Annotated in this window: 20 protein-coding genes; 12 read left to right on the top strand and 8 right to left on the bottom strand. The window is 71.2% G+C overall.

Features of this window, described 5'->3' with window-relative positions; translation table 11 throughout:
* Positions 1 to 96: 96 nt before the first annotated feature.
* The gene (locus ACY1JF_RS06695) at positions 97 to 669 is read left to right on the top strand and encodes a hypothetical protein (protein WP_462704043.1); all 573 of its coding nucleotides are present in this window, start codon (positions 97 to 99) and stop codon (positions 667 to 669) included.
* Here the strand turns inward: ACY1JF_RS06695 and ACY1JF_RS06690 are convergent.
* The 3 genes from ACY1JF_RS06690 to ACY1JF_RS06680 are packed head-to-tail and all read right to left on the bottom strand — an operon-like array spanning position 653 to position 2,225.
* Positions 653 to 1,165, bottom strand: coding sequence for a DUF2165 domain-containing protein (locus ACY1JF_RS06690; protein ID WP_462704042.1), 513 nt, complete (start codon positions 1,163 to 1,165; stop codon positions 653 to 655). The genes ACY1JF_RS06695 and ACY1JF_RS06690 overlap by 17 nt on opposite strands.
* A gap of 44 nt (positions 1,166 to 1,209) precedes the next feature.
* Positions 1,210 to 1,416, bottom strand: coding sequence for a DUF397 domain-containing protein (locus ACY1JF_RS06685; protein ID WP_462704041.1), 207 nt, complete (start codon positions 1,414 to 1,416; stop codon positions 1,210 to 1,212).
* Positions 1,413 to 2,225, bottom strand: a complete 813-nt coding sequence (locus ACY1JF_RS06680; protein ID WP_462704040.1) for a helix-turn-helix domain-containing protein — start codon at positions 2,223 to 2,225, stop codon at positions 1,413 to 1,415. Before ACY1JF_RS06680 ends, ACY1JF_RS06685 begins: the two co-directional genes overlap by 4 nt.
* Positions 2,226 to 2,336: 111 nt before the next feature.
* Between ACY1JF_RS06680 and ACY1JF_RS06675 the strand changes: the two genes are divergently transcribed.
* Positions 2,337 to 2,768 carry an ATP-binding protein gene (locus ACY1JF_RS06675; RefSeq protein ID WP_462704039.1) on the top strand — a complete coding sequence of 144 codons (432 nt, stop codon included), beginning with the start codon at positions 2,337 to 2,339 and terminating at the stop codon, positions 2,766 to 2,768.
* 38 nt (positions 2,769 to 2,806) lie between these two features.
* Here ACY1JF_RS06675 and ACY1JF_RS06670 read toward each other — a convergent pair whose 3' ends face one another.
* Positions 2,807 to 3,751, bottom strand: coding sequence for an NAD-dependent epimerase/dehydratase family protein (locus ACY1JF_RS06670; protein WP_462704038.1), 945 nt, complete (start codon positions 3,749 to 3,751; stop codon positions 2,807 to 2,809).
* Between the two features lie 71 nt (positions 3,752 to 3,822).
* Between ACY1JF_RS06670 and ACY1JF_RS06665 the strand changes: the two genes are divergently transcribed.
* The 5 genes from ACY1JF_RS06665 (at position 3,823) to ACY1JF_RS06645 (ending at position 7,244) form a co-directional block, all read left to right on the top strand.
* Positions 3,823 to 4,260 (top strand): MarR family winged helix-turn-helix transcriptional regulator, encoded by a 438-nt coding sequence (locus ACY1JF_RS06665; protein ID WP_462704037.1) that lies wholly within the window; start codon positions 3,823 to 3,825, stop codon positions 4,258 to 4,260.
* A 313-nt stretch (positions 4,261 to 4,573) separates the two neighbouring features.
* Positions 4,574 to 5,689, top strand: coding sequence for an ADP-ribosylglycohydrolase family protein (locus ACY1JF_RS06660; protein WP_462704036.1), 1,116 nt, complete (start codon positions 4,574 to 4,576; stop codon positions 5,687 to 5,689).
* A gap of 123 nt (positions 5,690 to 5,812) precedes the next feature.
* Positions 5,813 to 6,349: a TM2 domain-containing protein gene (locus ACY1JF_RS06655; protein ID WP_462704035.1), complete on the top strand. Its 537-nt coding sequence runs from the start codon at positions 5,813 to 5,815 to the stop codon at positions 6,347 to 6,349.
* Position 6,350: 1 nt separating this feature from the next.
* The gene (locus ACY1JF_RS06650; protein WP_462704034.1) at positions 6,351 to 6,740 is read left to right on the top strand and encodes a DUF2752 domain-containing protein; all 390 of its coding nucleotides are present in this window, start codon (positions 6,351 to 6,353) and stop codon (positions 6,738 to 6,740) included.
* Positions 6,741 to 6,980: 240 nt separating this feature from the next.
* On the top strand, positions 6,981 to 7,244 hold the full coding sequence (locus tag ACY1JF_RS06645; RefSeq protein WP_462704033.1) for a TM2 domain-containing protein: 264 nt from the start codon (positions 6,981 to 6,983) through the stop codon (positions 7,242 to 7,244).
* A 109-nt stretch (positions 7,245 to 7,353) separates the two neighbouring features.
* On the opposite strand, the gene ACY1JF_RS06640 is transcribed toward ACY1JF_RS06645, so the two are convergent.
* From ACY1JF_RS06640 to ACY1JF_RS06630, 3 genes are all read right to left on the bottom strand, one after another.
* Positions 7,354 to 8,937 (bottom strand): sodium:solute symporter family protein, encoded by a 1,584-nt coding sequence (locus tag ACY1JF_RS06640; RefSeq protein ID WP_462704032.1) that lies wholly within the window; start codon positions 8,935 to 8,937, stop codon positions 7,354 to 7,356.
* A 189-nt stretch (positions 8,938 to 9,126) separates the two neighbouring features.
* On the bottom strand, positions 9,127 to 11,082 hold the full coding sequence (locus tag ACY1JF_RS06635; RefSeq protein WP_462704031.1) for an MFS transporter: 1,956 nt from the start codon (positions 11,080 to 11,082) through the stop codon (positions 9,127 to 9,129).
* 245 nt (positions 11,083 to 11,327) lie between these two features.
* Positions 11,328 to 13,814: a D-alanyl-D-alanine carboxypeptidase gene (locus ACY1JF_RS06630; RefSeq protein ID WP_462704030.1), complete on the bottom strand. Its 2,487-nt coding sequence runs from the start codon at positions 13,812 to 13,814 to the stop codon at positions 11,328 to 11,330.
* Positions 13,815 to 14,036: 222 nt separating this feature from the next.
* Here ACY1JF_RS06630 and ACY1JF_RS06625 point away from each other — a divergent pair, with 222 nt between their 5' ends.
* From ACY1JF_RS06625 to ACY1JF_RS06610, 4 genes are all read left to right on the top strand, one after another.
* Complete coding sequence (locus ACY1JF_RS06625; RefSeq protein WP_462704029.1) at positions 14,037 to 14,792, top strand: GOLPH3/VPS74 family protein; 756 nt, start codon at positions 14,037 to 14,039, stop codon at positions 14,790 to 14,792.
* 390 nt (positions 14,793 to 15,182) lie between these two features.
* Complete coding sequence (locus ACY1JF_RS06620; RefSeq protein ID WP_462704028.1) at positions 15,183 to 16,040, top strand: helix-turn-helix domain-containing protein; 858 nt, start codon at positions 15,183 to 15,185, stop codon at positions 16,038 to 16,040.
* Positions 16,041 to 16,203: 163 nt separating this feature from the next.
* A complete protein-coding gene (locus ACY1JF_RS06615) occupies positions 16,204 to 16,395 on the top strand; it encodes a DUF397 domain-containing protein (RefSeq protein WP_462704027.1) in 192 nt (63 codons plus the stop codon).
* Positions 16,396 to 16,599: 204 nt separating this feature from the next.
* Positions 16,600 to 17,280, top strand: coding sequence for a hypothetical protein (locus ACY1JF_RS06610; RefSeq protein ID WP_462704026.1), 681 nt, complete (start codon positions 16,600 to 16,602; stop codon positions 17,278 to 17,280).
* Between the two features lie 122 nt (positions 17,281 to 17,402).
* On the opposite strand, the gene ACY1JF_RS06605 is transcribed toward ACY1JF_RS06610, so the two are convergent.
* Positions 17,403 to 17,567: a hypothetical protein gene (locus ACY1JF_RS06605; protein ID WP_462704025.1), complete on the bottom strand. Its 165-nt coding sequence runs from the start codon at positions 17,565 to 17,567 to the stop codon at positions 17,403 to 17,405.
* 626 nt (positions 17,568 to 18,193) lie between these two features.
* Between ACY1JF_RS06605 and ACY1JF_RS06600 the strand changes: the two genes are divergently transcribed.
* Positions 18,194 to 18,532: a MerR family transcriptional regulator gene (locus ACY1JF_RS06600; protein WP_462704024.1), complete on the top strand. Its 339-nt coding sequence runs from the start codon at positions 18,194 to 18,196 to the stop codon at positions 18,530 to 18,532.
* Positions 18,533 to 18,546: the final 14 nt, after the last annotated feature.

Below are 18,546 nucleotides of genomic sequence, written 5' to 3'. Positions count from 1 at the left end.
GCCGCGCCCACCGTTCACCCGTTCACAGTACGATGATCCGACCCTGATGTACGGGGGACCTAGGACCTGGTCCTGTAGCTGAGGAGATGCCTGCCCGTGCCTGCCCGACTGCCTTCGTGGGCGTGGGTCACCGGCCTGACCGCGGGGGCGGTCGTGGCGGTGGCCGCCCTGGCCGTACAGGCGGACAGCGGGCCGCACCCGACCGCTGCCACGGCGTCCGCCCGGCCCACCGCCTCGGCCTCGGCCCCGGCGGACGCCAAGCCCTCTCCCGAGGAGTCGGCGCCGCCCGCCGTGCCGGACGGCTCGGGCACCGGGCGGCGCATCGTCTACTCCCTGGGCGAGAAGCGGGTCTGGCTGGTCGACGCCAGCGACGCCACCCGCCGCACCTTCACCGTCTGGCCCGGCACGGTCAGCCCCGATCCGGGCAGCTACACCATCGGCAGCCGGACCGAGGCGACGACCGGCTCCGACGGCGTCGACGTCGAGAACATCGTCTACTTCGCCCTCGCGGACGGCATGTCCGTCGCCTTCTCCAACGCCGTCGACGGCTCCTCGCCGCCGCCGGCCGCCTCCGGGGCCAAGACGCCCGGCGTGCGGCTGCACAAGGCGGACGGCGACGCGCTGTGGAAGTTCGGCACCAAGGGCACCACGGTCATCGTGGTGGAGTGACCTCGTCCACCCCGTCCCCCGCGAAGTGGTCGACGAGCAGCACGATCCCGCTGAGCAGGAAGATCCGGGTCGCCGCGTCCAGCCCGTTCCAGTCCCCGGACTGCCACATGGCGAACCACTCACCGCCGACGCCGATGAACCCGGCCCCGAAGAGCAGCATCACCATCAGCAGCCCGTACGTGGAGACGCGCCGCCCCCGTACGTGGTCGCGCCGCGCCCACAGCCAGGTCCCGTAGACCAGCACGAGGGCGGCGGCCGTCTCCCAGACGATGATCAGTACGTACGCGGCGTCCTGTATCCACCGCGTGGTGATCGCCCGCCACATCAGGTCCTCGTCCTTGAACGTGGTGTCCATGGCGAGCACATGCCGGACGAACTGCTGGTTGGTGCCGAAGTCGGTGATGTTGCCGAAGGCGACGAGCGCCATGTAGAGGGCGACCGTGCCGGTGAGGGCGGTCGCGGCGAGCGGCAACGCGCGTGAGGATCTGGTGGTCATGCCGCCAGCCTTTCCCACGCGCCGCACGCTGAACAGTCCCCGGGCTACACCGGCCGGCCGGGCGACGCGATCGTGCCCGTGAACGACGCCCAGGTGGCGTCCGTGAAGGTGAGGTGCGGGCGGGAGGTGTCCTTGGAGTCGCGGACGTGGACGGCCGGGCCGGGGGCGGCGGGGGATATGGCGACCTCGACGCAATCAGGGCCGTCGTTGCTGCTGTAACTGCTCTTGAACCACTTCAGCGCGGAGTTCATGTCTCTTCTCCCAGAATCCTTTTGATGAACGCCAGCGACTCACGAGGTGTGAGAGCCTGCGCCCGGATCATTCCATAACGCATTTCGAGCTTCTGGACCTCTCGCGGATCAGTGATCAGGCGGCTGTACAGCTGCCCCTCCGTGTATCCGAGGGTCTTGCCGTCCCGGAGCTTCAGCACTCGCAGCGATCCGGCCATCCCCGCGTGCTCCTCCCGGTCGGTCGGCATCACCTGGATCACGACGTGCCGCATCTGCCCGACGTCCAGCAGGTGTTCGAGCTGTCGCCGCATCACCAGTCTGCCTCCGAGTGGCCTGCGCAGGGTCACCTCTTCCTGGACGAAGGTGAACTCCGGGTGGGGTACGCGATCGAAGACGGACTTCCGAGCCATGCGCGCCGCGACGTGCCGCTCGATCTCCTCCTCGGTGAAGGCGGGCCGTCGCATCACGTACAGCGCTCGGGCATATTCCTCCGTCTGCAACAGACCGTGTACGTGCAGCCCGGCGTACGCACCCATCTCGACGGCCTCCGCCTCCACCTTGGCGAGGTCCCGCACCTTCTTCGGGAAGTGGGCCTTCTCCACGTCCTCCTTCATGGCGGAGAGCTTGCCGCCCGCGCCGAGGACGACGTCGGAGTTGTCGAGGAAGTCCGGCTTGGGGGCGCGGCGACCCCGTTCCACGGACGACACCATCTCCTCGCTGTACCCGATGGCGGGTCCGAGTTCCGACTGCTTCATTCCCGCGGCCTCGCGCCACAGCTTGATCTGCCGGCCGACCGCCTGGAGCATGGCCACGGCCTCTTCGTCCTCCACCTTTTCCCTCCCGGAGTACCAGCAGTACGACCACGGCGGGCGATCGGACAGTGACCCTGAGTACCGTCGTCGTCACTGGTCACAGTAGGGACAGATGGCCACGCTGGGGGCATGACCCGTGAATCGGCCCCCGAAGTGACGTACGCTGACCGTCACTTCACCCTTCAGTTGTCCGCGACCCGGCGGGGTGCGCGGCTCGCCCGGCTGCTCACCGAGCGGCAGCTCGACGACTGGGGCGTGCCCGCGGAGGCGGCCGTGCAGGTCGTGGCCGAGCTGGCGTCCAACGCCGTACTGCACGGACGTGTGCCGGGCCGTGACTTCCGGCTGACCCTGCGGCTGCGCGCCGGCCGCTCCCTCCGCGCCGAGGTGACCGACGCGCGGGGCGACCAGGTGCCGAGTGCCCGGTACCCGGTGCTGGAGGAGGGCGGCCGGGGGCTGCTCATCGTGGCGGCGTACGCGGACCGCTGGGGAGTGGAGCGGACACCGCCGACGAAGACGGTCTGGGCGGAACTGGACCTCGTGCCGGGCCGCGCGGTGGTGTGACGGGCGACCAGGCGTGCCGCGCTGCCCGAGGCCGCGGACTACCGCTCGTTTCCGGCACGGAGCCAGGCGATGTAGTCGGCCGCCGCGGCGGCGGTGTCGTACCGGGGCTCGAATCCGGTGTCCTCGCGCAGACGCGTGATGTCGAGCCACCTCGCGGGGCGGGCTCCGGCCGAGGGGAGTTCACATCGGAAGCCGGGGACGACGGACTCGATCGCGGTGATGACGTCGGTGTTGCTGGTGGCACGGCCGGAGGCGACGTTGTACGTCGAGTGGTGCAGTTCGTCGGCGAGTTGCAGCAGCGCGAGCGCGCGCCCGGTGTCCTTGGCGTAGAGCAGGTCGAGCGCGTCCTCGGCGTGCGGCGGCGCGAGCAGCCCGGTCAGGTCGGGTTCGCTGCGCCGTGCCGCGGCGTGCGCGAGCGACGGGGCGGCGAAGAACGGGTCGGGCAGGTGCCCGCCGGGCCCCCAGGTGCCGGAGATGCGTGCGGTGACGATATCCGTGCCGGTCTCCCGCGACAGGTGGCCGGCGAGCAGCTCGGTGATCTTCTTGAACGTCGGGATGGCGTGGTGGTGCTCCAGGGAGACCGGCATGTCCTCGGTGAGGGCGCCCTGGGACGTGAAGCCGTAGACGCCGATGGTGCTCGCGGTCACGACGCGGCGCACGCCCCAGGCCCGCGCGGCGCGGACGATGTTGAGGAACGCCTCCAGCGCCCGCCCGGACGCGTCGACCGGGTCGTCGTTCCCGGCCGGCCACGGGAGGGCGACGGCGAGGTGCACGATCCCCGTGACCGGGTACTGCCGGCCGACGGCGAGCAGGGCGTCGAGATCGGCGACGTCGGCCTGGACGACGTGCACGGGCAGGTCCGCGAGGTGGCGCGGAACCTGGGGGCTGCGGCGCTGGAGGAGGACGCACTCCTCACCCGCCTCGGCGAGGGCGCGGACGGTGTGGGAACCGATGAAGCCGGCCCCTCCGGTGACAAGGATCATGCCGATACCATTCTGTCGTTGTGCTGATTGTCAGTAGTACTGACGATCAGCCTAAGCGTAAACTGGGACTCATGTCCACCGAAGCGAGCGCCACCGCCGACCCGCGCGACGTCCTGGGGTATCTCCTCAAGCACGCCACCCGTAAGCTCACGGAGTTGACGGACGCGGCGCTCGAACCGTGCGGGATCGACAGCAAGGACTTCGGGGCGCTTCGAGTCCTGGCCCACCGTGAGCCGGCGTCGCAGCTCCAGGTGGCGCAGACGCTCGGCATCGACCGCACCACCATGGTGGCGTTGCTGGACGTACTGGAACGCAAGGGCGTCGTCACGCGGCGACCGGACCCGGCCGACCGGCGCCGGAACGTCGTCGAGCTCACTGACCAGGGGCTGCGGACCTACGCCGCCGCACAGGCGGCGTACGGGGAGGCCGAGAAGGCGTTCCTCGCGGGGATCGGTCCCGGCGCGGCGGATCGGCTCCGCCGCACGCTGCGGACCCTGGTGGAGGACTGAACCACCCTCCACACGTCACCGGCGGCTCTGCCGGATGCGGGTGCTGCGGTCGCCCGCACCCTTGTCGTCATCGGCACCCTCGACGGTCAGGGCGGCTCCGCCGTGTGGATGACACTCAGGGCCGAAGCGTCATCCGTTTTCCAAAGGCCCCCCGCCCCACGGCTTTCGGCCCCCGCTCCGCCCCTGCCCGCCCCGCCCCTCCACGCCCCTCCACGCCCCCGCGCCCTTCCCTCCCACCTTCCTGATCCCACCCTCCCGGGTCGATTACAGTGCTGGGCGTCGTACGTTCAGACGATGACCGGGGAGGTCCTGGGTGGGCGCGACGACCGGTGCCGTCTGGGGGCGGGTCGAGCAGCAGGACTTCCGGAGCCGGGTGCGCGGCGCCCTGCTCGGCGGGGCCGTGGGGGACGCGCTGGGCACGCCCGTCGACCGGCTGGGGCCGGCGGAGATCCGGGAGCGGTACGGGGCCCAGGGGCTCGGTGACCTCGCCGCCGCCTACGGCAGACGCGGTGCCGTCACCCACCTCACCCAGCTCACCCTGTTCTCCGTCGACGGGCTGATCCGGGCCCAGGTCCGCCGGGACACCGGCGCCTGGCACCCGCCGACCGACCTGCACCGGGCGTACCGCCGCTGGCTCGCCACCCAGCGCGACTGGGGACCGGACGAGCGCCGCGCGGAGGACGGCTGGCTGGCGCGCGAGGAGTGGCTGTACGCCCGGCGGGACCCGCCCCGTTCGCTGCTGCTCGGGTTCGGTGACACGACGATGGGCACGCCGGACGCGCCGAAGAACCCCGCCGAGCGCGGCGCCGAGGCCGCCGCCCGCTCCGCGCCGTTCGGACTGCTGGTCGGCTGGGAACCCCAACTCGTCGTGCAGCTCGCCGTGGAGTGCGCCGCGCAGACCCACGGCCACCCCACGGGGTGCCTGGCGGCGGGCGCGTACGCCGTGGTCGTGCACGGGGTGACCCGGGGCGACAGCCTGGACGGCGCCGTGCGGCGCGCGCTGGAGCTGCTCGCCGCCCGGCCCGGTCACCAGCCCGTGTCGGACGCGTTGCGGCACGCGCTCGGCGAGGTGCGCCAGGGGCTGCCGAGCCCCGCGCGGGTGACCGAACTGAGCGGTGCGGGCTCGGCGGAGGGGGTGGTGGCCGCCGCCGTCTACTGCGCCCTGGTGGGCGAGGACGTCCGCCACGGGCTGCTGCTCGCGGTCAACCACGGTGGCTCGTCGGCCGTGACGGGCGCTCTCACCGGAGGTCTGCTGGGCGCGCTGCACGGCGAGACGGCGCTCCCGCCGGCCTGGCTGGCCGAACTGGAGGGACGCCCCACGATCCTCGAACTGGCCGACGACTTCGCCATGGAGATGACCCAGGGACCGGCCCTGCACGGCCCGGCGGGCTCCGCCCCGGGCTGGCTGGCGCGCTACCCCAGGGCCTGACCCGCCCGGCCCGGCTTTCCAGTGAGCGGTCCACTCCTGCAAGATGACTGCGGTCATCACTTCGATCGCATCGTCACACTCACGATGCTCACCACACTCACGGATCGCCCGGGGGAGAGCACTATGTCCGAACAGCCCCAGCAGCCGCCGCAGCAGCCGCAGCAGCCGCCCCAGTCGCAGCCACCGCAGCAGCCCGGCTACGGGTACCCGGGGCCCGGGGCGTACCCGGGCGATCCGCAGGCGGGACCGCAGGGCGCTCCGCAGGGCGCCCCCCACCAGGGCTACCAGCAGCAGGCCGGGTACCAGCAGGCGGGCTACGCCCAGCAGGGCTACCCGCAGGGCGGCTACCCGCCCCCGCCGGGCGGCGGCTACCCCGGCTACCCCGGCCAGCCCGGTTACCCCGGCGACCCCCACGCCCCCTACGGGTACGACCGGTTCGGCCGCCCCTACTCGGAGAAGTCGAAGATCGTCGCCGGTGTGCTCCAGCTCATGCTCGGCACCCTCGGCGTCGGCCGCTTCTACATCGGCCACGTCGGCCTGGGCCTCGCCCAGCTCTTCACCTGCGGCGGCCTCGGCATCTGGGCGCTGATCGACGGCATCATCATGCTGACCAGCGACAACACCACCGACTCCGACGGCCGGGTCCTGCGCGGTGGCTGACGTGGTGCGCCGGAACGCGGCCCTCGCCCCCCTCGCCGTCCTGGTGGCGGGGGCGGCCGGTGCCGCGTACCTCTACACCACCGACCCGCACGAGCCGGGCCACCTCCTGCCCCGGTGCCCGTTCCGCCTCGTCACCGGCTGGCTCTGCCCCGCCTGCGGCGGCACCCGCATGGTGTACGACCTGATGCACGGCCACTGGGCGGCGGCCTGGGCGGACAACAGGCTCCTGCTGCTCGCCTCGCCCTTCGCCCTGGCGTTGCTGGGCCGTTGGGCCTGGGAGGGGCTGCGCGGCCGGCGCTGGCGGCCCCGGACGGGTCCGCTGGCCCCGGCGCTGATCCTGACGGTCGCCGTGGCCTGGACGGTCGTGCGCAACGTCGTCCCGTCCGGGTAGGCGCGGGCGGCGGAATTGGTCACAGAACAAAAACGATAGTCCTACCCCACTCCCGCCGACCTCATGCGTCTCCCTATGCTCACGGCTCACAGGGGGGACGGCCGGTGCGGCGGGAAAGCGCGCACGGGCGTGATCGGAACACGGCTGCGGATGCGACGACCTGCTCGCGTACCGGCGTGCCTCCTGGACGCCGGAACGCCCTGTTCCGGTGTCTCGTGGAAACTTCAGGAGCAGTAACTCATGACCGTCCCCACCCCCGAGGCTCCCTACGGCGTCGACCCCAAGGGGCGTCCGTACTCGGACAAGTCCAAGATCGTGGCGGGTATCCTCCAGATCTTCCTCGGCGGCCTCGGCGTCGGCCGCTTCTACGTCGGCTCCGTCGGCGTCGGCGTGGCCCAGCTCCTCACCTGCGGTGGCCTCGGCCTCTGGTCGCTGATCGACGGGATCCTCTTCCTGACGAGCAACGACCGCACCGACAAGCAGGGCCGCGTGCTGCGCGGCTGAGCACGGCGGCATCGTCAGGGCGGGGGCCCGCCTCCGTCACGGAGGCGGGCCCCCGCCCTGCGGGACCGGACCCGGGAAGACCCGGTCAGCCCTTGCCACGAGGCCCCGGTCAGTCCTTGATGCGAGGCCGGGACCCGGGGACGCCGTCCGCCCCGCCCGCCGGAGCCGGCACGGCCGCCGCCGCTGCGGCGGAGCCGCCCCCGTCCGTGTTCACCGTCTCGATGATCGCGAGCCGTTCCGGGGTGTCCTCCGGCTTCAGGTAACCGATCAGGACGTAGAGCACCAGCGAGACGGCCAGCGGGATGGACACCTGGTACTGGAGCGGTACGCCGCCCTCCACGTTCCAGTTGATCGGGTAGTTGACCAGCCAGAACGCCAGCAGGCCCAGCGCCCAGCTGGTGAGCGCCGCCGTCGGGCCCGAGCGGCGGAAGGGCCGCAGCAGACCGAGCATCATCGGGATGGCGATCGGACCCATCAGCCCGGCCACCCACTTGATCACGACGGTGATGATGTCCTTGAAGGTGGGGGAGTTGACCTGGGTGGCCACCGCCATGGACAGGGCGAGGAAGACCACGGTCGTCACCCGGGCGGCCAGCAGCCCGGACCGCTGGTTCCACCCCCGTGCCCGGGCCGACAGCACCGGCGCCACGTCCCGGGTGAAGACGGCGGCGATGGCGTTGGCGTCCGAGGAGCACATGGCCATGGTGTGCGAGAAGAAGCCGACGATGACCAGGCCCAGCAGGCCGTGCGGGAGGAGCTGTTCGGTCATCAGGGCGTAGGAGTCGGAGCCGTCCGGCTTCTGCGACTCGACCAGCAGCGGCGACATCCACATGGGGAAGAACAGCACCAGCGGCCACACCAGCCACAGCACCGCCGACAGCCGCGCCGACCGCTCCGCCTCGTGGGCGTCGCGCGTCGCCATGTAGCGCTGCGCCTGGTTGAGCATGCCGCCGTTGTACTCGAAGAGCTTGATGAAGAGGAAGGCCAGCAGGAAGACCGTGCCGTAGGGGCCGACCAGCGGTTTCTCGTGGCCCTGGAGGGCCGGCTCGTCCCAGACGCCGAAAAAGCCGCCGTGGTCGCCGAGTTCCAGGACGACCGCCACGAACATCGCGACGCCGGCCAGCAACTGGATGACGAACTGGCCCAGTTCGGTCAGCGCGTCGGCCCACAGGCCGCCGATCGTGCAGTAGATGCCGGTGATCACACCCGTGATCAGGATGCCCTGGTTGAGGGAGATCCCCGTGAACACCGACAGCAGCGTGGCGATGGCCGCCCACTTCGCGCCGACGTCCACGATCTTGAGCAGCATGCCGGACCAGGCCAGGGCCTGCTGGGTCGGCAAGTCGTACCGGTTCTTCAGGTACTCCAGCGGGGAGGCCACGTGGAGCCGGGAACGGAGCCGGTTGATCCGGGGCGCGAACAGCTTCGACCCGATGGCGATGCCGAGCGCGATGGGGAAGGACCAGGTCACGAAGGACGTGACCCCGTAGGTGTAGGCGATGCCCGCGTAGCCGGTGAACATCACCGCGCTGTAGCCCGACATGTGGTGGGAGATGCCGGAGAGCCACCAGGGCATCTTGCCGCCCGCCGTGAAGAAGTCGCTGACGCTGTCGACGCGTTTGTGCGACCAGACGCCGATGGCGACCATCACGGCGAAGTAGCCGATGAGCACGGCCCAGTCGAGACTGTTCATGTGCCCCCTTTCCAGGGTCCGCCTTGTGAACAGCCCGCTCATCGTGAGTGCGATGACTGGGACACGACAAGCGAGGAGTAAGTCAAGAGGGGGCAAAGAAGTTCGGTGCGCTGGTCAGCGTTCAGCTACCTGAACGCTGACCGGCGGTCGCCGGCGCACCGCCCGGCTTACCGCACGGCACTCCTCGCGCTACTCCTCGCGCCACTCCTCGCGCCACTCCTCCGGGCACTGCGTCCCGCGCGGGAACTGGTACGGGGCCGCCAGCCGGTAGGTGCCCGCCTTCGGCGCGAGCAGCACCGTCCACTTGTCGCCGTCGGCGTCCTCGGCCGTCTCCATCAGACAGCCGTCGACGTTCTCGTACGTCTTCTCCTCGCCGTCCGCCCGGTCCTTCGACGCCTCCGTCTCCTGCGGGGCCTTCAGGCTCCTGCCCTCGGCGTCGACGATGCTCAGCCACGGCGAGTACGGGATGCGGACCAGGATCCGGCCCGCCCGCTCCACCCGGATCGTCCACTCGCCCTGCTCGGCCCGGAGCACCTCGGCGTCCGGCTCGGCCAGCGGCGCCGGGTCCGTCACCTCGAACAGCTGCCAGTTCGCGTCGCCCCAGATCTGCTTCAGGTACGGCAGCCCCCGCTGGACCAGCTCCCGCTCGCGCTCGCCCCCGTCACCGTCCGGCCGGTCCTTCGGCAGCACCACGTAGTGCACCGCCCACCGCCTCAGCCACTGGTGGTAGTTGGCCGAGTTGAGCGTGTCGTCGTAGAAGAGGGGGTTGCGCTCCATGTCGGCCTGCCGGTTCCAGCCGCGCGCCAGGTTCACGTACGGGGCCAGCGCGGACGCCTCCCGGTGCGAGGCGGCCGGCACGACCTCCACCCGGCCCCGGTACGCGCCGACCTCCTGCAACTCGTTGACCAGCGGCGCCAGCTCCCGCGCCCAGGAGGCGCGCGGGGTGGTGTGCACCACGTCGTCGACCGACTTCCAGCCGATCCACACCGTGAAGCCGAGGAAGGCGGTCAGGACGGCGTACCACTTGAGGGTGCGCGGCGCGGTGAACGGCAGCGCCGCCGCCAGCGCCACCCCCGCGAACAGCATCGGCAACCGCGTGATGTTGGACCCGATCTGCGAGCTGACCAGCCACACCAGCAGCACCGACAGGCCGTACACCGCCGACGTGATCCGCACCGTCGTCCAGTCCCGCGGCACCAGCAGGAGGACCAGCGCCGCGAACACCATCGGCAGGACGGCGGAACCGAACGACATCGGCTGCGTCCCCGAGAACGGGAACAGCCACGCCGACAGCGCCACCACCGCGCTCGGCGCGAGACCCAGCGCCCACGCGCCCGGCCGGCGCTTCTGGAGGAACAGCGCGACCGCCACCAGACCCACGAACAGGCCCGCGACCGGCGACGCCATGGTGGCGAGGGCGGCGAGCGGCGCCGCGCACAGCGCCTTCGCCCAGCGCTTGTACCGCCACCGGTGGGGCCAGCAGAAGACGACCGCGACCGCGCCGAGACCGAACAGCGTGCCCAGCCCGAACGTCACCCGACCCGACGCCGCGTTGCACAGCAGCGCGAACACCCCGGCCAGCGCCGGCCACAGGGGGACGCGGACCACCCGGCTGCGGATGAGGACCATCGTCAGCAGCCCGGCGGAGAGGGTGCCCGCGATCATCATCGTGGTCCGCACCCCGAGCACGGACATCAGGTACGGCGACACCACGCTGTACGACACCGGGTGCATCCCGCCGTACCAGGCGAGGTTGTACGCCGAGTCCGGGTGCCGGCCGACGAACTCCGCCCAGGCGTCCTGCGCGGCGAGATCGCCGCCGCTGTTCGCGAACGTGAAGAACCAGACGATGTGCAGGGCGGCGGAGACGGCGGTGACGGTGAGGACGGGATGGCGCGGCGGCCACTCACGCAGGACCGCTGCGACGGCTCCCGCGACGGAGGACCGGGAGGGCGGCTTCTCCGGATCCTGCGGCTCTTCCGGCTTCTTCGGCTCTTCCGGCTTCCTAGGATCCTGCGGCTTCTTCGGATTCTCTGGCTTCTCCGGATCCTCCGGCGTGGACACGGGTATTCGTGGGCTGTTTCCCGGACCGCTCCCCCGGCCCGGATCGGCGTCGTCGGCGCGTGTCGGCTCCGCAGTGGCCACCTGAAGGCAACTCCCCGTGTCCGTCTTCTGATCCCGGCCGCGTCCCGTTGCCGTGCGGTTCACGCCCGCGCCGTCCGACCGGCCACCTTGCCCGTTTCGTGACGCTAGCACGCACCCCGCCCGGCGGCTGCCGGACGGGGCGCGTGGAGGACGTGTGGAGGACGCCGGGCGGCGGCCCGGCCGGTCGCGGTCAACCGGTCCGGGCAGCCGATCCGTTCGGCTCGCTCCAGGTCAGCTGATCCGGGTCAGCTGATCCGGGTCAGCTTGGCCGTGAGGGCGGGCTCCGCCAGATCGGTCTTGAGGGTCACCGGGACCTCGACGGCGTCACCGCTGCCGCCGTCGCCGACGGTGAGCGTGCCCACCTTGGTGCCGGCCTCCGCCGTGTGCGGCACCGAACTGCCGCTCAGCTCGTCCAGCTCCAGCTTCACGGTCAGCCCCGACCAGCCGACGGCGGAGACGTCCTTGGCGGCGACGACCGGGGTCGTACCGCCCAGGCCGTCGTCGACCTGCCCGACGACCTCACCCTTCTTCACTATGGTCTTCGCGGTGAGCGCGTCCTGCCCCGCCTCGATCAGCCCCCGCACGACGGCGGTGACCTCGTCGATGTTGGCGGTGCCGTTCTGCCCGAACTGGCCGAGGGCCGCGCCGATGATCGTCTGGGTCTCGCCGCCGACGGTCTTCTCCGCGGCGAAGAGGATGTTGCCGCCCGCCGCGGTGGTGGTGCCGGTCTTGATGCCGATCGCCACGGTCGGCACCAGCCCGAAGAAGTTGTTCTGCTGGTCGCCGTTGAGGTCGACGTAGCTGGGCTGCCGGGAGATCTCCTTGAAGACCGGGTCCTCCATCGCGGCGCGGCCCAGCTTCACCAGGTCCTCGGCGGTGGAGACGGTCGTCTTGTCCAGGCCGCTGGGGTCGGTGTACGTGGTGTTCTTCATCCCCAGCTCCTTGGCGGTCTTGTTCATCTTCGCGACGAACTCGTCCTCGGAGCTGCTGCCGGTGTCCCAGCGGGCCAGCAGCTTGGCGATGTTGTTGGCGGACGGCAGCATGACCGCCTGCAACGCCTCGTACTCGGTGATCTCCTGGCCCTCGGTGACCTTCACGACCGACTCGTTCTCGGCCTTGCCGGTCTCGTAGTGCTTCTGCGCCGCCGCGTCGACCTCGATCTTCGGGCCCTTCGCGCCCGTCTTCAGCGGGTGGTCGCGCAGGATCACGTACACGGTCATGACCTTGGCGATACTGGCGATCGGCACGGGCTTCTGGTCGCCGGACGTGCCGAAGCTGCCGATGCCATTCACGTCCATGGCCGCCTGTCCCTGGGTGGGCCAGGGCATGGAGGGCTTGCCGCCCTCGAAGGAGACGGTCTCCTCGGCGGTCAGCCGGAGGGTGGGCGTGGGCAGCGGGCGCAGGGCCTGGACGACCCCGATCACGATCACCAGCAGCAGGACCAGCGGCGTCCAGATCTTCACCCGCCGCCAGGCCGTGCGCAGCGGCGTCTCCGGCGGCGGCGGGGTGTTGGTCAGCTCCGCCAGCAGGTCCAGCGGCGGCTTCGGCGGCAGCGGCTGCTGGCGGGTGCGCTCGAAGCCCTCGGCGGCGGGGGCGGGGGTGGCGGCCGGAGTCGCCGGGGTAGCTGGGGTGGCTGGGGCCGCCGGAGTGGCCGGGGTCGCGGAGGCGGCCTGCGGCGGCTTGCGCACGGCGGGGTCGTCCAGCGGCTTGAGCGCGACGAACTTGCTGGTCCGCTCGGCGGGGGACTCGTCCCTGTCCGGGGTCTCCTGCGAGGTTTCCTTGGGGGGCTTCTCCGGAGTTTCCTTCGGGGCCTTCCCCGGGGTTTCCTCCGGGGTCTTCTTCTCGGTCTGCTTCGCGTCCTTCTTCGGGGCGCCGCCCAGCTTCAGCATGGTGGTGGGCTGGTCGACGGGAGGGGCGGCGGGGCGCGGGGCCTTGAAGACGGCGGTGGGCTGGTCCGGGGACTCGGCCTGGCCGGTGCCGGCCTCGGTGCCGCCATCGGCGTTTGCGTCTGCGTCGGCGCCACGGTCGTCGGCATCGGCGTCGGCGGACTGAGTGCCGTCGGTGCCGCCCGCGTCGTCCGTCCTGTCGGTGCCGCCCGTGTCGTCCGCGTCGCCCGCGTCCCCGGCGGAGCCGGCCGCGTCGAGGCCCTCACGCCCCTGTGCGCCCTCGGAAGCGCCGGTGCCCGCCCCGGGGCGGTCGTCGGCACCCTCGGGCGCCCTGAGGGCCTCCTGGGCGTCTTCCCCGCCCTCCTCGCCCTCCTGGGCGCCCTTCCCGTCCCCGGCCGCGCTCTCGGCGTCCGTGTCCCCGGCGCCGGCGTCCGTCGCCCCGCCCCCGGGGCCGGCCGGCCGCACCCACGAGGCCGCCGCGTTCCGCAGCCGCCCGTCGCCGTCCGTGGCTTCCGCGGCGTCCTCGGCCTCCGCGCCGGACTCCGGGTCCGCGACCGCGCCCTCCCCGGTGCCGGTGCCGGTCTCCGCGCCCGTGTCAGTGCCCGCGCCCGCGTCCGCCTCGGCCTCCCTGGCCGACAGCACCCGCGTCGCCGTATCGACACCACCGCCCGCCGAGGCGCTCCGCGTCTCCGGCTCCCGCGCCACCGTCAGCCGCGGATCACGCGCCTCGTCGGCCTCCGTCCGGGCCTCCGGAACCGGACCCACGCTCCCCGACGTCCGTTCTGCCGACGACTCGCGCTGCTTCGACCTGTCGGGGGACTCGCCCGCCACCGATGCCTCCTCCATGCGCCGCACGCCCCGCGTGCGCGTACCGAACCGTGAACCGCCGCCCGGGACCCCGCCCTCAGGCGTTGTCCGGACCATGTACCAGTGTCCTGTGTACGGGCTTGACCGATGCGGTAGACGAGAACGACATACCTGCCGGTTCCCTCACGAAGCGGTCACGCGCCCTCGACAGACCAATGTGAGAGGGGTCACCCTGTCTGTCATCCACGCGGGGAGGCATGGATGGGCAGGAGCCGCAGAACACTTCCGGAGGAGCTTCTGCTGCTGGCACTGGACCCGACCACGGGTACCACTGCGCAGCCGCAGTCGCTCGACCTCGGTCTGGCCGGAGCGCAGCTCGTCGAGCTGGCGCTGGCCGGACGGATAGCCCCAGACGGGGATCGTATCGCCGTGGTGGCACCACGGCCGACTGGAGATCCGACCTTGGACTGCGCGTTGGAGCTGCTGCGAAGGCGCGGCGCTCCGGTACGGGCCGTCCACTGGATCGGCGGACCCCGGCTGGGGCTCCGCCAGACGTACCTCTCGCATCTGGAGCGGTGCGGCATGGTGCATGCCGTGGCGGGTCAGATGTGCGGGGTGCTGCCGACGACGCGCTACCAGGCGACGGACACGGAGATCAGCCGGGAGATCAGGGCCCGGCTGGACTCCGCGATCCGCACCGGCGTACCGCCGGACCCGCGGACCGCGGCACTCGCCGCGCTGGCGCACGCGGTCGGACTCGGCAAGCACCTCTACCCCGGGAACGAGGGGCGGTCCTCCCGCTCCCGCCTCCGGGACCTGATCCGGCACGACCCGATGGGCGGCCTCGTGGCGCACGCCGTGATGGACGTCCAGAACGGCGTCGCGGCCCAGCCGCGCCGCAGCCCGGCCCCGGCCGGCCGCCAGGCCGCCCCCGACGCCGGGCCCGCACCGGAACCCGCCCGCGGCGTTCCGGCGCAACCGCGCCGTGGCCCCATGGCGCGCGCCGCGGCGCACTGAGCCGGACACACCACCGGCACCACGGCACCACCGAGAGATACCCGAGCACCACTGCGTACCACCGCACCACTGCGTACCACCCGCACCACCGAGCACCACCGCACCACCCGCACCCCGAGCCGCCGCACGACAGTCACTGAGACCGGTCCGGGAGCCGCTGGCCGCGCGGGGCGACGGGACCGACGTCCGGACGACGACTCGGTCCCGCCGCCCCGCGCGGCCGCACGTGTGTCCCGCCGACGCGCACGGGTGGCCTTCCGAACGGGCGTGTACGCGGCGTATATCGACCGTTTCCCAGCGGTGGCCAGCACCTTGGTGGCAGTCTGCTCAACAGCAGATACGCAAAGTGGCAAGTCAAGTACCAGGCACGCAGCCGGAGGTGCACGTCTCGTGGCGTCCAATGTGAATCCCACCGTCCGGCGGCGCCGGCTCGGCCAGGAACTGCGCCGGCTCCGCGAGGTGAAGGGCATGACGGCCGAGGAGGTGGCGGATCGGCTGCTGGTGTCGCAGTCGAAGATCAGCCGCCTGGAGAACGGCCGCCGCAGCATCAGCCAGCGTGATGTCAGGGACCTGTGCGGGGTGTACGAGGTCGAGGACCAGCGCGTCGTCGATTCGCTGATGCAGATGGCGAAGGACTCCCGCCAGCAGGGCTGGTGGCACGCCTTCGGCGACATCCCGTACAGCGTCTACATCGGCCTGGAGACCGACGCGGAGTCGCTGCGGGTCTACGAACCGCAGATCATCACCGGCCTGCTCCAGACCCGTACGTACGCCGAGGCGCTCATCCAGGGCGCGCTGCCGGAGACGCCCGCCGCCGACGTCGAGAAACGGGTGAACGTACGGATACGGCGTCAGGAGCGCATCCAGTCCGAGAACGGTCCGCTGCGGCTGTGGGTGGTCCTGGACGAGGCGTGCCTGCGCCGCGTCGTCGGCAACCGCCAGGTGATGCGCGAGCAGTTGGAACACGTGGCGGAGATGTCGCAGCAGCCCCACATCACGGTGCAGGTGCTGCCCTTCGACGTCGGCGCGCACCCCGGCGTCAACGGCCAGTACTCGATCCTGGAGTTCGCCGACGCCGCCGACTCCAGCGTGGTCTACATCGAGGGCGTGACCAGTGACCTGTACCTGGAGAAGGCGCACGATGTGCAGAAGTACACGGTGATGTACGAGCACCTGAGGGCGCAGGCGCTCAACGTGGACGAGTCGCGTCGGCGTATCGAGGACGTGGCCAAAGAGTACGCCCGGTGAGCCCGGACCCGTAAAGCGGCGGGGATCTTACACCGGTGGGACGCTGAACTGGAAGGCTCGCCTGGAATATGCCATCCGGTCGAGTGAACGGCTGCTCCATATGGTGAGGGTGGCGAGTAGCGTCGATCGCGCCAACGATCAGTACTCGTAATCGGAGCAGAACATGGCAATTCTTCAGGGCGCCACCGAGTCGTGGACCAAGTCCTCCTACTCCGGGGGCAACGGCGCCTGCGTCGAGGTGAAGTCCCCGGTCGTGACGGCGATGCTGGTCCGCGACTCCAAGGTCCCGGCCGGACCGGAGCTGGCCTTCCCGACGAACGCCTGGTCGGCCTTCGTGGCGTCGGTCAAGCAGTAGCCGGGCCTGTACGTCCGCGGAGCCCTCTCGACCAGCGCGCCGACCTTGCCGAGGGGGCTCGGCCCGTGTTCGGGAGGGGCCGTGCCGCCCCGGCGGAGGACGGCTGCGTCACGGACGTATGGATGGAATTTCGTACGTACAACCACACGGGGCCTTCGTGAGTCTTGTACCCGTCCGACCTGGAACGATCCCTCGGGGCCTCACATGAACCAGCAGTACCCGCAGCAGCCGCAGCAGCCGAACCAGCCGCAGCAGCCGCCGCAGATGAACCAGCCGCAGCAGCCGCCGCAGCCCGGATGGGGTGGGCCCCAGGTCCCGCCCGGCGCCGTCCCCGGCCCCGGTTACGGCTATGGGATGCCCGTGCCCCAGCCGCCGAAGAAGGGCGGCGTCGGCAAGATCGTGGGCCTCGGCTGTGCCGGTCTCTTCGCCCTCTTCGTCGTCGTCGGCCTCATCGGCGCGGCGGTGAGCGGAGGGGACGACTCCGTCGACACCTCCGGCAAGGACAAGGCCGTCGTGGCCGACGAGAAGCCGAAGAGCGAGCAGAGCGAGGAGGCGGCCGGCGAAGAGGCGGCGGCCGAGGAGGAGACCGAGGCCGCGGAGACCCAGTCCCAGGCCGAGCAGTTCCAGGCCTGCGTCGCGAAGACCGGCACGGCGAGCGAGAAGACCGCCATCGAGCACGTCACCAAGGTGACCGGCGCCGACCAGCGCAATGACATCCTCGACACGGCCGAGGTCTTCACGGATTACACCGGCGGCCTCCTGGGCCCGCACCAGGGCGACGGCAAGCTGATCGCGTCCGCGTTCACGAGCTGCTACGAGTCCGACAACGGACTGGTGACCGTGTATGACAAGGACGGCGAGATCCTCGCCAACGCCAACTACTGATACGGGCCCACGGGACCGGCCGACCGCGCGGGAAACGGTCGGCCTGGTCCGGTCGCCGTTGTGCTGACGGTGACGCCGAGGGCGTTCCCGCTGCTCCGGTAGCCCTCGGTCGCCATGATCATCTAGCGCATGTGGTGCATGGAGTAGTCGAAGCCACCCAGGGCCATGCCGGCCCGGGTCCAGGCACCGAAGTGGTTGCCGACGGTGACGGCCCTGCCCGCCCGTCCGCCCGTCCGCTCGACCGCACTCCACCCCTTGCCGACGACGAAGTGCCGGTGTTGCCCCAAGAGGTGCTGTGGTCGCCGCCGGAGCCGGGGTTCGTGGAGACGGCGCCCCGGGCGTCGGTCCAGAAGGAGGAGCGGTACCCGTCGTCCGTGCCGGTCCGGTTCGTGGTGACGACCGTGTCGGCGTACGCGGAGTGCCGGGTGCGTGGGCGAGACGCCCATAGCGGGTGGCGGGCGATGTCGATGCGCCCTCATCGGCTTCCCACATCTTCGGTAGTGACTCCGAAACATTCGGCGCCCGTCTGCGTGCCGTCCAAGCGCTGAAGGCCCAGGGTGTGGGAAGTGAGACGTACGCGAGAGCAGGCTGATTGAGTGCTGGTCGCCCCTCGCATCCCGCGCGCCGACGCCGAATCGTTCGACCGGCTTTCCGAATCGACGATCTCCTCGCCTCAGAAAAACTGCATCGGCCGCTGTAGACATTCATCAACCGATGCCCTAATGTATCTGCTGTAGCCAGAAGTCAGGGAGGCGCGGCAGACACGAACTGCCCGCACGGAAAAGGCAGGCCGGTACCGCGGTAACCCGGCCAGTGGTGTTACAAATCCCTCGGGGCCTTGGTGCCGTACGGCACCAAGGCCCCTCGACGCATGCCCCCTCGGCTGCCCGTACAGCTCCCCTCAGAGGTGCAGATGACCGTGGACACACCGCTCGACCGAATCGACGACGACGACTACCCCGCCTACACCATGGGACGGGCGGCGGAGATGCTCGGCACCACACCCGCCTTCCTGCGCGCCCTCGGCGAAGCCCGGCTGATCACGCCCCTGCGTTCGGAGGGCGGGCACCGTCGTTACTCCCGCTACCAGCTGCGCGTCGCCGCGCGCGCCCGCGAGATGGTCGACCAGGGCACCGCCATCGAGGCCGCCTGCCGCATCATCATCCTGGAGGACCAGCTCGAAGAGGCCCGGCGCATCAACGAGGAACTGCGCCGCGGCGAGACCGGAGCCGGCCGCGACACGCAGGCCTGACGCGGGACCGGGCG

The organism is Streptomyces sp. SYSU D01066-1, assembly GCF_054956795.1.
This window is presented reverse-complemented; position numbering and strand designations above follow the sequence as displayed.

Excerpts from the sequence above, each read along its gene's own strand:
- ACY1JF_RS06690 (WP_462704042.1), bottom strand. The coding sequence starts at position 1,165 with ATGACCACCAGATCCTCACGCGCGTTGCCGCTCGCCGCGACCGCCCTC.
- ACY1JF_RS06685 (WP_462704041.1), bottom strand. The coding sequence starts at position 1,416 with ATGAACTCCGCGCTGAAGTGGTTCAAGAGCAGTTACAGCAGCAACGAC.
- ACY1JF_RS06675 (WP_462704039.1), top strand. The coding sequence starts at position 2,337 with ATGACCCGTGAATCGGCCCCCGAAGTGACGTACGCTGACCGTCACTTC.
- ACY1JF_RS06670 (WP_462704038.1), bottom strand. The coding sequence starts at position 3,751 with ATGATCCTTGTCACCGGAGGGGCCGGCTTCATCGGTTCCCACACCGTC.
- ACY1JF_RS06665 (WP_462704037.1), top strand. The coding sequence starts at position 3,823 with ATGTCCACCGAAGCGAGCGCCACCGCCGACCCGCGCGACGTCCTGGGG.
- ACY1JF_RS06655 (WP_462704035.1), top strand. The coding sequence starts at position 5,813 with ATGTCCGAACAGCCCCAGCAGCCGCCGCAGCAGCCGCAGCAGCCGCCC.
- ACY1JF_RS06645 (WP_462704033.1), top strand. The coding sequence starts at position 6,981 with ATGACCGTCCCCACCCCCGAGGCTCCCTACGGCGTCGACCCCAAGGGG.
- ACY1JF_RS06640 (WP_462704032.1), bottom strand. The coding sequence starts at position 8,937 with ATGAACAGTCTCGACTGGGCCGTGCTCATCGGCTACTTCGCCGTGATG.
- ACY1JF_RS06630 (WP_462704030.1), bottom strand. The coding sequence starts at position 13,814 with ATGGAGGAGGCATCGGTGGCGGGCGAGTCCCCCGACAGGTCGAAGCAG.
- ACY1JF_RS06625 (WP_462704029.1), top strand. The coding sequence starts at position 14,037 with ATGGGCAGGAGCCGCAGAACACTTCCGGAGGAGCTTCTGCTGCTGGCA.
- ACY1JF_RS06615 (WP_462704027.1), top strand. The coding sequence starts at position 16,204 with ATGGCAATTCTTCAGGGCGCCACCGAGTCGTGGACCAAGTCCTCCTAC.
- ACY1JF_RS06610 (WP_462704026.1), top strand. The coding sequence starts at position 16,600 with ATGAACCAGCAGTACCCGCAGCAGCCGCAGCAGCCGAACCAGCCGCAG.
- ACY1JF_RS06600 (WP_462704024.1), top strand. The coding sequence starts at position 18,194 with ATGACCGTGGACACACCGCTCGACCGAATCGACGACGACGACTACCCC.